The organism is Arthrobacter citreus (genome assembly GCF_038405225.1).
Lineage (GTDB): Bacteria > Actinomycetota > Actinomycetes > Actinomycetales > Micrococcaceae > Arthrobacter_B > Arthrobacter_B citreus_A.
Window position 1 is genome coordinate 2,658,176 of the sequence record NZ_CP151657.1, and the last position, 14,272, is coordinate 2,672,447.

The following is a 14,272-nucleotide window of genomic DNA, read 5'->3' on the forward strand; positions in this document are numbered from 1 at the left end:
TCGAAGCATCGCCGAATCAAAAGCAAGCCGAACATGAATCAGCGCAGATCCTTGAATGTCGTTGACGAACTCCCCGTGTTCACGGCCGTTAGACGGCGATTAGTCACAGTCTTCCAGCTCCTGCCCGCTAGGCTGGCGCTGAAGTACTTCTTTGCCCAGCGTGGGCTTACATCGCAACCGCCGGGACGACGGCATGACCAACAGGGGGAACAACAATGTCTGAACCAACACAGCCGAACAACCCCGGGGGCAACCCCGGGCCGTGGAACACCGGTCAGCCGGGACAGCCGGGACAACCGGGTCAGCCGGGACCGGGCCAGAACGGCTACGGCTACCCGGCGCCGGCGGGTCCGCCTCAGCCCGGCTACAGCAACTATCCCGGACCGGGCGGCCAACCGCAGGGCTACGCATACCCGGGCAGCCCGTACGGCCAAATGCCTCAGGCCGAAAACCCCGCCCGCCCCAAGCAGGTGAACATGGGTTTCTGGCTGCTCATTGGCAGTGCCGTCCTGGGACTGCTGACGCTCCCCTTCGCCATTTCCTTCATGAATTCCCCGGAATTCATCGACAACCTGCAGGGCGTTGCCCGGGAAGCGAATGTGGAGCTTGACTCCGCTTTCATTTCAACCGCCATCGCCGGCAGCACGTTCTCCACGGTGCTGTCCGGCATCTTCGCGCTTGCCGTCTCCGTGGGGCTGGCCTTTCTGGTCCGTGCCGGGTTCAACTGGGCGCGAATCCTCGTCACGATCTTCGCGGCTTTCTCCCTCTTCGGGATTTTCGACCTCTTCTTTACGGGGCCGATAGCCGGCGTCCTGACGCTCGCGCAGATTCTGGTGACCGTTGGCGCCGTCGTCCTGCTGTTCATGAAGCCCTCGAATGAGTACTTCGCCCGGAAGAAGGCCTTCCGGCAGGCGCAGAAGTTCGGCGGCTAACAGGCGTAAGCCTCCGCTGACCCCCGGACCGGAGGTGGTGCGCCCAGCGCACCGGACACCTCCGCGACGGGGGTCTTTTGCTGCCCCAAACTGTTCCGCTCCTCCGGCTACCGGGCCGGCCAGTTCCTATGTCTCGGGGCCGGCGGCACCCGGGCCGTCGCCGCCGCCGTCGACACCTCGAAACCCCGTGGACTCGCGCCGGATAATCCGGAAGCCGGCCTTCACGGTCCGCGGCCCGGAGGGCGCACCCTTTTCCGAGATCCGCTCCACCAGCAGGCTGACGGCGGTTTCGGCAATCTCGTCCCGGCCGGGGTCCACGCTGGTCAGCGACGGCAGCGAGAAGCGGGCCTCGTCAATGTTGTCGAAGCCGATGACGGCCACGTCGCCGGGCACGCTCAGCCCCTCCTCCGCGAGCCGGCGCAGCGCGCCCAGGGCAAGGGTGTCGTTGAGCGCAAACACGGCATCAAACTGCACACCCCGGCGGCACAGGTCGCGGATGGCCGCGGCACCGGTTTCCCGGCCCCAGCTGCCGCCGCGCACCACCAGCTCCGGATCGGTGTCTATTCCGGCCGCCGCCAGCGCCGCGTGGTAGCCGCGCTCGCGCAGGCTGGCCGAGCTCGCGCCGTCGTCGTCAGGGCTCCGGGAGGCTCCCACCAGGGCAATCCGGGTCCGCCCGATTTCCAGCAGGTGCTCGACGGCGGCCCGCGCGGAGGAGGTGTTGTGCATGGTCACGTGGTCGGTGGGGCCACCGAAAATCCGCTCGCCCAGCAGCACCAGGGGCTCGTCCATGGTCAGGACATCAACGTCCTCCTGGCCAAGCTCCGCGGGGCTGAACAGCATGCCGTCCACAAACCGCAGCGAGCCGCCGGAGAGCGCCGCGAGCTCGAGTTTCCGCTCCCCGTTGGTCTGTTCAATCAGGACCCGCAGCCCCCTGGTGGCAGCGGCGCGGATCACCGAATCCGCAAGCTCGGCAAAGTAGTTTTCCCGCAGCGAGGGAACCGCCAGCCCAATAACTCCGGTCTTGCCCGAGCGCAGCCCGCGTGCGGACAGGTTGGGCCGATACCCCAGCTCGTCGATGACCCGGCGCACCCGGGACCGGGTTTCCGGTCCGACCTTGGGATTGTCATTCACCACGTTGGACACCGTTTTGATGGATACGCCGGCTGCCCGCGCCACATCGTGGATTGTCGGACTCATGCTCACGACGTGACCCCCTCCTGCCCCGCAGCATCTCCGTCCGGGCAATGAACAAAGCTTAGCCGCCTCAAAATGCTTCTCCGGCCATGGTTGCCGTCCCGGCTTTTGGGCGCAAACCACTTGCGTAAAACAACATCTTTCGCTTTTTCCCCAAAAACTCTTGACGCCCGAGCCAACGTGCGCATAACGTTCCGGTACAACGTTGTACCTACGTTTTATCCACACCATCCCAATGCCGGCCAAATGCTCTCCGGCCGGCCCACTTCTGACATTTCGACGACATTCTGACAACGGAGTCCTTATGCCCAACGCCCGCCTCACCCTTGACCCACATTTCACTGTGGGACCGGTCAGCCGCCGAGTCTTCGGCTCCTTCGTGGAACACCTCGGCCGCAGCGTTTATGACGGCATTTACGAACCCGGGCACCGCACCGCCAACGAGGACGGCTTCCGCCAGGACGTCATCGACCTGGTCCGCGAACTGGGAGTGTCCACCATCCGCTATCCGGGCGGAAACTTCGTCTCCGGCTACCGCTGGGAGGACGGCGTGGGACCGCGCCAGTCCCGGCCGCGCCGGCTGGACCTGGCCTGGCACTCCACCGAAACCAACGAAGTGGGCCTGGACGAGTTTGCCCGCTGGATCAAAGAGGTCGACGGCGAACTAATGTACGCGGTGAACCTGGGCACCCGCGGCGTGCAGGAAGCGCTGGACGTGCTCGAGTACGCCAACATCCCCTCGGGCACCACCCTCTCGGACCAGCGCATCGCCAACGGCAGCGCGGAGCCGCATGCGATCCGCATCTGGTGCCTGGGCAACGAAATGGACGGCCCCTGGCAGCTTGGCCACGGCACCGCCGAAGAGTACGCGCGGCTGGCGGGGAAAACCGCGCGGGCCATGCGCCAGGTGGATCCGAACCTGGAGCTCGTGGTCTGCGGCAGCTCAGGCGCCGGCATGCCGACCTTCGGCGAATGGGAGCGCACCGTGCTGGAGGAGACGTACGACGACGTCGACTTCATCTCCTGCCACGCCTACTACGAGCCGCACGACGGCGACGTGGCCAGCTTCCTGGCCTCGGCGGTCAGCATGGACCGCTTCATCGATTCGGTGGTGGCGAGCGCCGACCATGTGAAGGCCGTCCGCCGCAGCGACAAGACCATGTACCTCTCCTTTGACGAATGGAACGTCTGGTACCAAAGCGTTTACAACGACGTCGAGAAGATCACCGATGCCTCCGAGTGGCCACAGGCCCCGCGCCTGCTGGAGAACGCGTACTCGGCGATGGACGCCGTCGTCGTCGGCGGTCTCCTGATCAGCCTGCTGCGCCACGCGGACCGGGTAACCGCTGCGAGCCTGGCCCAGCTGGTGAACGTCATTGCGCCGATCACCACCGAACCGCAGGGACCGGCGTGGCGGCAGACCACCTTCTACCCGTTCGCGATCACCTCCCGGCTGGCCCGCGGCACCGTCCTGGATCCGAAGATCGACTCCCCCACCATGGTCACTGACGCCTACGGCGAGGTTCCGATGGTGGACGCCGTCGCCACGCACGACGACGACGCCGGCACCGCCTCAGTGTTCCTGGTCAACCGCAGCCTCACCGAAACCGTCACCATCAGCATCGATGCCGGCCCGCTCGGCGTCGACAGCGTCCACAGCGCGCAGACCCTGCACGATGAGGACTTCTCCGCCGGCAACACCCTCCAGGACCAGGACCGGGTGGTTCCCGAACCCAACAAAAGCGCGCGCATGGAGAACGGAACGGTCACCGTGACCCTTCCGCCCGTCTCCTGGACCGCACTGGAGCTGCACTAATCCACTCTGTTTCACCATCACTCATACAAAGGAGTACGCAGTGCGAAACACAAAGATCCAAGCAAAGACCCTACTCGCCGCAGGCATGACAACGGCGCTGGCCATGGCCATGGTGTCCTGCGGCAGTAACGACGACGACGGCGGGGGCAGCGGCGCGGGAGCGAGCAAGACGAACTGCGCCAATGACATCGTGGTCGAGGACGCCCCGGTGGTCACCTACTGGGGCTGGTTCGAGGACACCGCGCAGACGGTGGACAAGTTCAATGAGACCCACGACGACGTGCAGATCTGCTGGACCAACGCCGGGCAGGGCGCCGATGCCTACACCAAGCTGTCCACTTCCCTGCAGTCCAAGTCCGGCGCCCCGGACATCGCCCAGATTGAATACGACTGGCTGAACAGCTTCCTGATCCAGGGCGGCCTGGTGGACATGACCGAACACGGGATCGAGGAGTACAAGGACAACTTCACCGCCGGCGCCTGGCGCGATGTCTCCAGCGGCGACAGCGTCTACGCGGTTCCGGTCGACCTCGGGCCCGTGGGCATGTGGTACCGGCAGGACATCTTCGACAAGCACGGCATTCCGGTGCCCACCACCTGGGACGAGTACGCCGCTGCGGCCAAGCAGCTCAGCGACGCCACCGGTGGAAAGACCCTGATCGGCAACTTTGCGCCGAACGGCCAGGGCCAGCACTACGCGTTCCTGGACCAGGCCGGCGCCAAGCCCTTCGACTTCGACAACAGCAATCCCAGCGACATCAGCATCAACCACAATGATGAGGCCAGCAAGAAGGTCTTTGACTACTGGATAGATCTGGTGGACCAGGACCTGGTGGGCACCGACCAGGCCTGGACGCCGGAATTCAGCACCGCACTGGGGACCGGCAAGTACGCCACGGCCATCTACCCCGTCTGGTACAACGTCCACATCCCCGCACTGGAAGGCGCCGACGCGGAAGCGGTGTGGCGGGCGGCTCCGATCCCGCAGTGGGATGCCTCCAGCCCCAAGCAGGTGAACTGGGGCGGGAGCACCCTGGCCGTGACGGTCCAGGCCGACGACGCCGCCCTCGCCACCAAGGTGGCCGCGGAACTCTACGAGTCCCAGGAAACCAAGGAACTCGGCGTCGAGGTGGGCGGACTCTTCCTTGCCTACCCCGAAATGATCGAGTCCGAGTACTTCCAGAACCGCCCCTACGAGTTCTACGGCGGGCAGCAGCTGAACAAGGAAATCTTCGGCACCGCGGCGCTTGAGTATGAAGGCGTGACGTTCTCCCCGTTCACGCAGTTCTACTACGACGAATCCCAGCGGCTGCTCTCCGAAGCGATCGAGGGCAACATGACGGCGGCGGAAGCGGCCGACGAACTGCAGGCATCACTGGAAACCTACGCCACCGAGCAGGGTTTCACTCTGAAATAAGTTACTCCGTGCGGGCGGGGCAGACCCTGCCCGCACGGAGGCCACTCCCAATGCGTCCCAAGGAAGAGACACATGTCAGCCACCTCAGAGCAAGAAACGCCGGCCCGGCCCCCGGCCGTGCTGAAACGCGGAACCAGCCTGGAGCGCAAAACCGCGCGGTTCGGATGGGTGTTTCTCGCCCCGTTCGCGGTTGTGTTTCTGGTGTTCCTCGTCCTGCCCCTCTGCTACGCCTTCTGGATGAGCCTGCACACGAACACCCTCGCGGGCGGTGAACAGTTCGCCGGCCTGGCAAACTACGCCAAGGCCTTCACCGACCAGCGTTTCCTCTCCGGCCTGACCCGCGTGGCCGGGTTTGCCCTCGTCTTTGTTCCGCTCCAAATCGGACTGGCGCTGGTCTTCGCGCTGATCCTCGACGACATCCGCAGCCGCCTCTCCCGGTTCACCCGGCTGCTCATCTTCGCGCCGTACGCCATCCCCGGCGTGATCGGCGCCCTGATGTGGGGGTTCCTCTACAGCCCGTCCTTCGGACCGCTGGTGGGGTTCTTCGATTTCCTGAACGTGCAGGCGCCCGATCTGCTGAGCCGGAATTCCATCTTTTGGTCGCTGACCAACATTGTGACCTGGCAGTGGACCGGCTATTACATGATCATCATCTACGCGTCCCTGCAGTCGATCGACCCCTCTGTGTATGAGGCCGCCCGCATCGACGGAGCCTCCAAACTGCAGACGGCCCTGCAGATCAAGGTCCCCATTGTCACGTCCTCGCTGGTGCTCACCATGGTGTTTGCCCTGATCGGAACACTGCAGTTCTTCACCGAACCCCAGGTGCTTGCACCGCTGGCCGGCAACGCGATCGACGCCGCCTACACCCCCAACCTCTACGCCTACAATCTGGCGTTCTCCTACCAGCAGTTCAACTACGCGTCGGCCATTTCCTTCGCGCTGGGGCTGATGGTCTTCCTCGCCTCCATCATTTTCCTGATCGCCACCCGCAAGAAGAGCGGACTCAACTGATGACAACTTCACCGGCACCCCTCCTCGACGATGCCGTCACCGCCACCGGTCCGCGCCGGAAACGCGGCGAAAACAAGCCCCGGCGGGAACGCGCCGTCGGCATGCACATCCTCCTCGCCGTCGCATCCCTGTATTTCCTGCTGCCGCTGTGGTGGCTTCTGGTCGCGGGCAGCAAGAGCACCCAGGGGCTGTTTACCGGCAGCGGAGGTCCGCTCTGGTTCGACTCCAACTTTGCCCTGTTCGACAACCTCCAGCAGCTGGCCACCTACAACAACGGCATCTATCTGCGCTGGCTGGGCAACTCGTTCCTGTACGCGACGGCTGGCGGTGTGGGCGCCACGGTTTTGGCCGTGCTGGCCGGCTACGCGTTTGCCAAGTACCGCTTCCGGGGACGGACCGTCAGCTTCATGATCCTGCTGGCCTCGGTGATGGTGCCGGCGACGGCGCTGGTCATCCCCACGTATGTGCTGTTCAACAACCTGGGCCTGACCAACACCGTGTGGGCGGTGATCCTTCCGTCGCTGCTGAGCCCCTTCGGCGTGTACCTGATGCGGGTTTACGTGCAGGATGCCATTCCGGATGAGCTGCTCGACGCCGCACGGGTGGATGGTTCCGGCGAAATCCGGACATTCTTCACCATCGCGCTGCCGTTGATGCGGCCGGCGGTTGTCACCGTGCTGCTGCTCTCCGTGGTGGGCGGCTGGAACAACTACTTCCTGCCGCTGGCCATGATTTCGGACCAGACGCTGCTGCCCGTCACGGTGGGCCTGAACGCCTGGCAGGTGCAGTCGAACTCTGCCACCGCCAACGGCCTGATCTGGAACCTGGTCACGAGCGGGTCGCTGGTGTCCGTCATTCCGCTGATCATCGCGTTCCTGATGCTGCAGAAGTACTGGCAGGGCGGGCTGTCGCTGGGCAGCCTCAAGTAGCCGCCGGCCGGGCCTGGCGTCCCGTCACAGCTAGGCGGTGATCAGGATGATCAGGCTCAGAACCCCCGTCAGCAGAACTGCACCGCTTGTCCAGAGGATCGCGTGCACGTCCGCAGGAAAGCGTTCGGCCGCGATTCCGGTGACACGCGAGGAGTATCGGCGGCGCTGAGTGAGGTAAATGCCGACGGCGAGGGAGCCGGTCAGCACGATCAAAAGGAGAATCCACGGGCCGTAGTACGGCAGCCAGCGCAGAAAGAGGAGTCCGGCAGCGAAGAGCGCCAGGGCTGTCCTGCCCCAGGCCAGCGTGGTGCGTTCGGGTTGAAGCCCGGGGTCCTGGTGAGCAGGAACAGGTGGTCTGGGCATTAGTTCAGGAAAATCAGAATAGCCACAACCGCCGCCGTCACTGCCCCGGCCAACCCGAGGAATGGAACGATCAGGGGTAGAGGCAGCGGCCTTCCGTGACGCATGCTGGATTCGACGGAAATCCAGCGGACTGCCGCCCCGGCGCTGATCAGCATTCCGGTAGCCACCAGGGTGATGGCCAGGACCTTGCGCAGGGGTTCGGGGAAGGCCTCGACCGCAAATGCCTCCAGCGCCAGTCCGCCTGCGAGGAAGCCCAGCGAGGTGCGAATCCACGCGAGGAAGGTTCGTTCGTTGGCCAGCGTGAACCTGGGGTCGGGTTCCGTGCCACCGGGAAGTACCTTGCGGGTCAGCCATCCGCGTTCATGGTCCTGCTCGGTCATTGTTCTCCTGGATCGGTTTTACATGACCGTCCCGAGCTTAGCTTTGCGAGTCCTCCGTCTCGATGCTGATCATCCAGCTGGTGCCGAACTTATCCGTCAGCATGACACTTACGGCAGTCTCGGTGCACAGCACCAGCCCTTACACCCCACCCCCTCGGAACAGCTTTAGGGGAGCCCTTTTAACCGGACAGAAACCAACATCGACTAATGCGTATTAGCTTGGGGTATTGACAATGCTAATGCGTATTACCAAGATGGCTAGAACATCAGCAGTTCCAGTTCTAGGAGATCCAGCCATCAAGCATCAGCGCATCACTCAGCGGCGAATCGCGGAGCTCGCGGGAGTCAGCCAGGCAACGGTTTCGTTGGTCCTTAACGGAAAAGCGGACGACGCCGCGAGCCGGATTCCCGAGGAAACCCGCCGCCGCGTCCTGGAGGTCATCCGGGAAACAACCTATGTGGCGGACCCCGCTGCCCGCCGCCTTGCCGGAGGAAGCAACAAGATCCTCGGCGTCTTCACCTACGAACCGGCGTTCCCCTCCCAAAGCCAGGACTTCTACACCCCTCTGCTGACCGGCATCGAAGCCCAGGCGGAGAGCATCGGCTGCGATCTGCTCATGTTCACCAGCGCCCCGGTCACCGACGGACGCCGCCGGATCTTCCACGAGAACAACCGACTGCGCCTGGCGGACGGTTGCCTTCTCCTTGGCCTGGAAATGGACGACAACGAATTGTCCCGGCTCGCCGCCAGCGACTTCCCCTTCGTAGCCATCGGCCGCCGCGAAACCCCCGGCGTTCCCTATGTCGGCGCCGACTACGCCGCCGGCACTGCGGACCTCGTCGCCCAGGCCTTGGAGCAGGGCCATGACCGGTTCTTCCTGCTGGCCCGGAAGTCCAGCGGTGAATCCGTGACCGACCGCCGGCGTGGTTTCCACGATGCCCTAAGCAACAAGCCCGTCAGCTCCGAAACGCGCATCACCACCGGCGCCGACCTCCAGGCCGACTGGGCCGCCATCAAGGCCTTCAACCCGACCGTTCTGTTCATCGAGTATCCGGCCCACGCCACCGCACTGTATGCGCTGGCCCTGGCCGAGGGCCTACGGGTGCCAGAGGACCTGTCCATGGTGGTGCTCGGCGAATGCTCGGCCCCCAGCGACCCGGACATCGACTTCACCCGGCTCAGCCCCCCACGCACCGCGCTGGGGTCCACCGCGGTCACCCTGCTGGCCCGCATCATCGCCAGCGACGAAGAACTGCCGGACAGCGAGCTACGCACACTGCTCGACTGCCCCACCATTCCCGGATCCACCCTCACCAAGGCAAGGCGGAAACCCTAGATGACAGATCTGACATGCGACATTTTGGTTGTCGGCGGCGGACTCGGCGGTGTGGCCGCGGCCCTCGCTGCCCTCCGCACCGGCAAAACCGTGGTCCTCACCGAAGAATACGATTGGATCGGCGGGCAGCTGACCAGCCAGGCCGTGCCACTGGATGAACACACCTGGGTGGAACAGTTCGGCGTCACCGCTTCCTACCGGCAGCTGCGTGTCGGCATCCGCGACTATTACCGCTCCTGGTATCCGCTCACCGAGCAGGCCCGGGCCCAGACCCATCTCAATCCCGGTGCCGGGCTGGTCAGCCGGCTTTGTGCCGAACCCCGCGTGGGCGTGGCGGTGCTCGAGGCCATGCTGGCTCCGTTCCGTGCCAGCGGCCGGCTCACCGTTTTGCAGCCCGTCCGCCCGGTTTCCGCCGTCGTCGACGGTGACGTGGTGCGGAAGGTGACCCTGCGGCACCGGGACAGCGGGCTGGAATACTCAGTGTCCGCCGCCTACGTCTTGGACGCTACAGAGCTGGGTGATCTGCTCCCCCTCACCGGCACCGAATACGTCACGGGTTTCGAGGCCCAGGCCGAAACCGGAGAGCCAAGTGCCCCGGAGGAGGCCCAGCCCGATAACCAGCAAGCCGTATCCTGGTGCTTCGTCATCGACCACGTCGCCGGGGACCACGTCATCGACAAGCCCGCCGGCTACGACTACTGGCGAGAGGTGCAGCCGCCGTTCTGGGGTGCAAAGCTGCTGTCGTTGACCGCACCGGACCCGCGGACCCTGGAGACCGTCACCCGGACTTTCACCCCCACCATCGACGACGACCCGCTGGCCCAACTGGCCGATCAGCGCGCCTACGCCGGTGACCGGGAACTCTGGACCTTCCGGCGCATCGTTTCGCGCAAAATGTTCGCCCCCGGCACCTACGAAAGCGACCTCGTGCTGGTGAACTGGCCGATGATCGACTACCTCGAGGGCACCGTCGTCGACAACCCCGACGCGCAGGAACACCTCGCCCGCGCCCGGGAACTGAGCTACTGCGTCTTCTACTGGCTGCAGACCGAGGCGCCCCGGCCTGACGGCGGCATAGGCTGGCCCGGCCTGCGGCTGCGCGGGGACATCACCGGCACCGACGATGGACTGGCGATGGCACCCTACATCCGTGAAAGCCGCCGTATCCGGGCCGAATACACCGTGGTGGAACAGGACCTGTCCATCGCGGTGAAAGGCAACAACCAGCCCACCCGCTACGACGATTCCGTGGGAGTGGGGATGTACCGGATAGACCTGCACCCCTCCACTGCGGGGGACAACTACATAGACGTGGCCTCCACTCCGTTCGAGATTCCGCTCGGCGCCCTGTTACCGGTGCGCATGACCAACCTGCTGCCAGCCGGCAAGAACATCGGCACCACGCATATCACCAACGGCGCCTTCCGGCTCCACCCGGTGGAGTGGAACATTGGCGAATCTGCCGGGGCCCTCGCCGCGTTCTGCCTGGACCAGCAGGTTGCGCCGCGGACCGTTCGGGACAAGTCCCAGCTGCTCCAGGACTTCCAGGCAACACTCACCCGCGACGGCGTTGAGCTGCACTGGCCCGACGTCACCGGCTACTAATTCCGCTGCCCTGTTGTTAGAGACCGACCTGTTTCATTTATTGCCCTGCTTATATCACTGCCCTATTGAGGAGATAGAAATGAAATCAGCAAAGACGCTGAGCGCAGCTGTCCTGCTTACTGCGGCCACACTCGCCCTGACCTCCTGTTCGGGCCAGGCTGCAACACCGGAAGGGGACGCCAAGACGGAGAACATCGACCTTCGGATGACGGTGTGGTCCTCCAATGAAGCCCACCTTGAACTCTTCAACTCGATCGCTGACGATTACATGGCGGACCATCCGGAAATCTCCTCGATCACCTTCGATCCCCTACCCTTCGAGGACTACACCACCACCCTCACCACCCAGATTGCCGGCGGGCAGGCCCCGGACATCGCCTGGGTGCTGGAGAACTCCGCCCCCGATTTCGTTTCCAGCGGTGCCCTGGCGCCGCTGACCGAGACGCTGCAGGCGACCGAGGGCTTCGAGTACGACGATCTCGTGCCCAGTGCCACCGAACTCTGGCAGGAGGACGACACCCTCTACGGTTACCCCTTCTCCACCTCGCCGTTCGGCGTCTTTGTGAACGAAGATTTGCTCGCCCAAGCCGGGCAACCGTCGTCGGCTGCGCTGGTCGATGACGGACGCTGGAACTGGGAAGATGTTTCCGATGTGGGAGCCGCTGTCAATGCGTCCACCGGAAAGGCCGGCTTTATCGTCCGCGACTTCGACTACCAGCTATGGGATTCCCTTTCCACCGTGTGGAACGGCTGGGACGCCCGGCCGTGGAGCGAGGACGGGAAAACCTGCGAATTCAATTCCCCGGAGATGGTTGACGCCTTCACCTTCCTGCATGAGGCCGCCTTCGAAAAGAACTCCATGCCGGGCCCTGGCACCACTGCTGACTTCTTTGCCGGCGATGCTGCCTTTACTGTCACCCAGATTTCCCGGGCCAGCCTGCTGAAGGACTCAACGATGAACTGGGATCTGCTGCCGCTGCCCGAGGGCCCTGCCGGTGAATACGCTGTGGTGGGCCAGGGTGGCATCGGCGTCCTGACCCAGGGCAAGAACGTCGCCGCCTCCACCGATTTCCTGGCCTTCTTCGCTAATCCGGAAAACTCGGCGGCCCTGTCCGCCTACTTCCCGCCGCCGCGGCAGTCGCTCCTGACCACCGATACCTTTGCCGCTGCCAATCCCATGCTGACCCCCGAGCAGATTGAAACTGTGGTCATTGACGGAATTGCCACCGGAACCGTGCGGCCCAGCCATGAGGGCCAAGCCGAAATTGCCCAGCAGGTCCGCTCCGGGCTGGATGCCCTCTGGGTTCCCGAGGCGGACATCGCCGGTGTCCTTGATTCCGTCTGCGGGTCTCTCGATCCGCTGCTGGCCGGCTAGGGCCTGCCGTGGCACTTGTTGATACAGGCGTGACGCCAGGCCGGGACGCAGCACGTTCCGGCCTGGCGCCCGGCCAACGGCGGCCCCCGAGTTACCGGCGCCGCGATCAGCTCACCGGCTACCTCTTTGTGGCACCCCAGGTACTGGGCATCGTGGCCTTCGTCCTGCTGCCGCTGGCGCTGATCTTCTACTACAGCGTGCATGAGTGGAACGTCTTGGCGAACACCTTCACTTTCGTGGGCACCGAGAACGTTGAGCGGCTGTTCGCCGATCCGCAGATGGGCGGCGTCCTCAAATCCACCGGCATCTTCTCGGTCGGACTGGTTCTAATGAATCTCTCGCTCGGTCTCCTGCTTGCTGTCATGCTCAACCGCAAGATGCGCGGCATCACGGTGTTCCGTACCCTGTTTTTCTCCCCCGTGGTGGTGAGCCTGGTGGCATGGACCATTGTCTGGGGCTTCCTGCTGCAGTCCGACGGCGGCATCAACGGCCTGCTCCAGCTAGCCGGCATCGAGGGGCCGAACTGGCTCCGTGAGGGACCGACGGCGATGCTCAGCGTGATCGTGGTGCAGGTCTTCAAGAACGTGGGCCTGAACATGATCCTGTTCCTGGCCGCACTGCAGGGCGTGCCGCACGAACTGTACGAAGCAGCCAGGATGGATGGTGCCCGCCCCGCACGGATCTTCCGGAGCATCACGCTGCCGATGATCTCCCCCACGGTGCTGCTGACATCGATCATCACTATTGTCGGCTCGCTGCAGGTCTTCGCCCAGATTGCCGTACTGACTCAGGGAGGCCCCGGGATTTCGACCACCGTGCTGGTGTACTACCTCTACCAGCAGGCGTTCCAATTCGGGCGCTTCGGCTACGGCGCCCTGCTCGCCGTCGTGCTCTTCATCATCGTCCTCATCCTCACGGTCGTGCAGTGGGTCCTGAGGCGAAAGTGGGTTTTCCATGAAAACTGATATCCCGTCCACAACCTCCACCCGCGAGCGCCCGGCCACGGCTGAGGTGTCTGCCGACCGTGCCCTGAGCGAGGAGTCGCGGCGCCGACGCCGCAGGAGCAACTGGCGCTATGCCGCGTTCTACGCGGCGATGACCGTCATGGCGGTGCCGTTCGTCTTCCCCACCTGGTGGATGATCACGTCATCGTTCAAGCCGATTCAGGAAATCTTTTCCTTCCCGCCCCGACTGTTTCCTGCCGAGCCGACGATCCAGCCCTACCTCGATGTCTTTGAACTGCAGCCCTTTGGACAGCAGTACTTCAACTCCGTCTATATCGCCGTCGTCGTCACGCTCGGAACCATGTTGGTCTCTTCCTTGGCGGGATACGCGTTTGCGCGGATCAAATTCCCCGGCGCCAACGCCTTGTTCCTGGTAGTGCTGGTTGGCTTGCTCATACCGGCGGAGGTGACCATTGTGCCGCTGTTCCAGATATTTAACTCGCTGGGACTGATCAACACGCACTGGCCCATCATCCTGGTTACCACCTTCGGTGCCCCCAGCGTCCTGGCGACTTTCATAATGCGGCAGTTTTTCATTGCCCTGCCTGTGGAACTTGAGGAGGCCGCGCGGATCGACGGCCTCGGCCGGTTCGGGATTTGGTGGCGGATTGCCATGCCGCTGGCCAAGCCGGCGTTGGCTGCCGTGGCCATCTTTACGTTCCTGCACGTCTGGAACCTGTATCTGGAACCCACGGTCTATCTGCTCTCGCCGGACCTGTTCACCCTCCCCCAGGCACTGACACGTTTTGTGGACGCCTACGGTGGACCAATGTGGAACGTCCAGCTGGCGGCGGCGACCATGACCGCGGTTCCGGTGCTTCTGGTTTTCATCGTGGCTCAGCGTCAGTTCGTGGAGGGCCTCGCTCACACCGGACTGAAGGGGTAGGGCTTGCTGGCCGCCGGCGC

13 protein-coding genes are annotated in these 14,272 nt (G+C 64.1%); 10 read left to right on the forward strand and 3 right to left on the reverse strand.

Going from position 1 to position 14,272, the window contains the following annotated elements; genetic code table 11:
• Positions 1-215 precede the first annotated feature (215 nt).
• Positions 216-932 (forward strand): hypothetical protein, encoded by a 717-nt coding sequence (locus AAE021_RS12255; RefSeq protein ID WP_342022615.1) that lies wholly within the window; start codon positions 216-218, stop codon positions 930-932.
• Between the two features lie 126 nt (positions 933-1,058).
• Here the strand turns inward: AAE021_RS12255 and AAE021_RS12260 are convergent, their stop codons facing one another.
• Entirely contained in the window at positions 1,059-2,129 is a 1,071-nt protein-coding gene (locus AAE021_RS12260) for a LacI family DNA-binding transcriptional regulator (protein WP_342022616.1), read from the reverse strand.
• A gap of 301 nt (positions 2,130-2,430) precedes the next feature.
• On the opposite strand from AAE021_RS12260, the gene AAE021_RS12265 reads away from it, so the two are divergent.
• The 4 genes from AAE021_RS12265 (at position 2,431) to AAE021_RS12280 (ending at position 7,302) form a co-directional block, all read left to right on the forward strand.
• Positions 2,431-3,942, forward strand: a complete 1,512-nt coding sequence (locus tag AAE021_RS12265) for an alpha-N-arabinofuranosidase (protein WP_342022617.1) — start codon at positions 2,431-2,433, stop codon at positions 3,940-3,942.
• A gap of 40 nt (positions 3,943-3,982) precedes the next feature.
• A complete protein-coding gene (locus AAE021_RS12270; protein ID WP_342022618.1) occupies positions 3,983-5,359 on the forward strand; it encodes an ABC transporter substrate-binding protein in 1,377 nt (458 codons plus the stop codon).
• A 72-nt stretch (positions 5,360-5,431) separates the two neighbouring features.
• The gene (locus tag AAE021_RS12275) at positions 5,432-6,373 is read left to right on the forward strand and encodes a sugar ABC transporter permease (protein WP_342022619.1); all 942 of its coding nucleotides are present in this window, start codon (positions 5,432-5,434) and stop codon (positions 6,371-6,373) included.
• A complete protein-coding gene (locus AAE021_RS12280; RefSeq protein ID WP_342022620.1) occupies positions 6,373-7,302 on the forward strand; it encodes a carbohydrate ABC transporter permease in 930 nt (309 codons plus the stop codon). The genes AAE021_RS12275 and AAE021_RS12280 overlap by 1 nt, the downstream gene beginning before the upstream one ends.
• Positions 7,303-7,332: 30 nt before the next feature.
• Here the strand turns inward: AAE021_RS12280 and AAE021_RS12285 are convergent, their stop codons facing one another.
• Positions 7,333-7,665 carry a DUF202 domain-containing protein gene (locus AAE021_RS12285; protein ID WP_342022621.1) on the reverse strand — a complete coding sequence of 111 codons (333 nt, stop codon included), beginning with the start codon at positions 7,663-7,665 and terminating at the stop codon, positions 7,333-7,335.
• The gene (locus AAE021_RS12290) at positions 7,665-8,045 is read right to left on the reverse strand and encodes a YidH family protein (RefSeq protein WP_342022622.1); all 381 of its coding nucleotides are present in this window, start codon (positions 8,043-8,045) and stop codon (positions 7,665-7,667) included. Before AAE021_RS12290 ends, AAE021_RS12285 begins: the two co-directional genes overlap by 1 nt.
• A gap of 239 nt (positions 8,046-8,284) precedes the next feature.
• On the opposite strand from AAE021_RS12290, the gene AAE021_RS12295 reads away from it, so the two are divergent.
• The 5 genes from AAE021_RS12295 to AAE021_RS12315 all read left to right on the forward strand — a co-directional run bounded on the left by AAE021_RS12295 (position 8,285) and on the right by AAE021_RS12315 (position 14,252).
• Complete coding sequence (locus AAE021_RS12295) at positions 8,285-9,382, forward strand: LacI family DNA-binding transcriptional regulator (protein WP_342022623.1); 1,098 nt, start codon at positions 8,285-8,287, stop codon at positions 9,380-9,382.
• Positions 9,383-10,987, forward strand: a complete 1,605-nt coding sequence (locus AAE021_RS12300) for an FAD-dependent oxidoreductase (protein ID WP_342022624.1) — start codon at positions 9,383-9,385, stop codon at positions 10,985-10,987. It abuts the gene before it with no gap.
• Positions 10,988-11,066: 79 nt separating this feature from the next.
• Positions 11,067-12,362, forward strand: a complete 1,296-nt coding sequence (locus AAE021_RS12305; protein ID WP_342022625.1) for a sugar ABC transporter substrate-binding protein — start codon at positions 11,067-11,069, stop codon at positions 12,360-12,362.
• Between the two features lie 8 nt (positions 12,363-12,370).
• On the forward strand, positions 12,371-13,327 hold the full coding sequence (locus AAE021_RS12310) for a sugar ABC transporter permease (protein ID WP_342022626.1): 957 nt from the start codon (positions 12,371-12,373) through the stop codon (positions 13,325-13,327).
• A complete protein-coding gene (locus AAE021_RS12315; protein ID WP_342022627.1) occupies positions 13,317-14,252 on the forward strand; it encodes a carbohydrate ABC transporter permease in 936 nt (311 codons plus the stop codon). The genes AAE021_RS12310 and AAE021_RS12315 overlap by 11 nt, the downstream gene beginning before the upstream one ends.
• The last annotated feature ends 20 nt before the right edge of the window (positions 14,253-14,272 follow it).

Excerpts from the sequence above, each read along its gene's own strand:
- AAE021_RS12295 (WP_342022623.1), top strand. The coding sequence starts at position 8,285 with ATGCGTATTACCAAGATGGCTAGAACATCAGCAGTTCCAGTTCTAGGA.
- AAE021_RS12305 (WP_342022625.1), top strand. The coding sequence starts at position 11,067 with ATGAAATCAGCAAAGACGCTGAGCGCAGCTGTCCTGCTTACTGCGGCC.
- AAE021_RS12280 (WP_342022620.1), top strand. The coding sequence starts at position 6,373 with ATGACAACTTCACCGGCACCCCTCCTCGACGATGCCGTCACCGCCACC.
- AAE021_RS12300 (WP_342022624.1), top strand. The coding sequence starts at position 9,383 with ATGACAGATCTGACATGCGACATTTTGGTTGTCGGCGGCGGACTCGGC.
- AAE021_RS12315 (WP_342022627.1), top strand. The coding sequence starts at position 13,317 with ATGAAAACTGATATCCCGTCCACAACCTCCACCCGCGAGCGCCCGGCC.
- AAE021_RS12290 (WP_342022622.1), bottom strand. The coding sequence starts at position 8,045 with ATGACCGAGCAGGACCATGAACGCGGATGGCTGACCCGCAAGGTACTT.
- AAE021_RS12275 (WP_342022619.1), top strand. The coding sequence starts at position 5,432 with ATGTCAGCCACCTCAGAGCAAGAAACGCCGGCCCGGCCCCCGGCCGTG.
- AAE021_RS12260 (WP_342022616.1), bottom strand. The coding sequence starts at position 2,129 with ATGAGTCCGACAATCCACGATGTGGCGCGGGCAGCCGGCGTATCCATC.
- AAE021_RS12255 (WP_342022615.1), top strand. The coding sequence starts at position 216 with ATGTCTGAACCAACACAGCCGAACAACCCCGGGGGCAACCCCGGGCCG.
- AAE021_RS12265 (WP_342022617.1), top strand. The coding sequence starts at position 2,431 with ATGCCCAACGCCCGCCTCACCCTTGACCCACATTTCACTGTGGGACCG.
- AAE021_RS12285 (WP_342022621.1), bottom strand. The coding sequence starts at position 7,665 with ATGCCCAGACCACCTGTTCCTGCTCACCAGGACCCCGGGCTTCAACCC.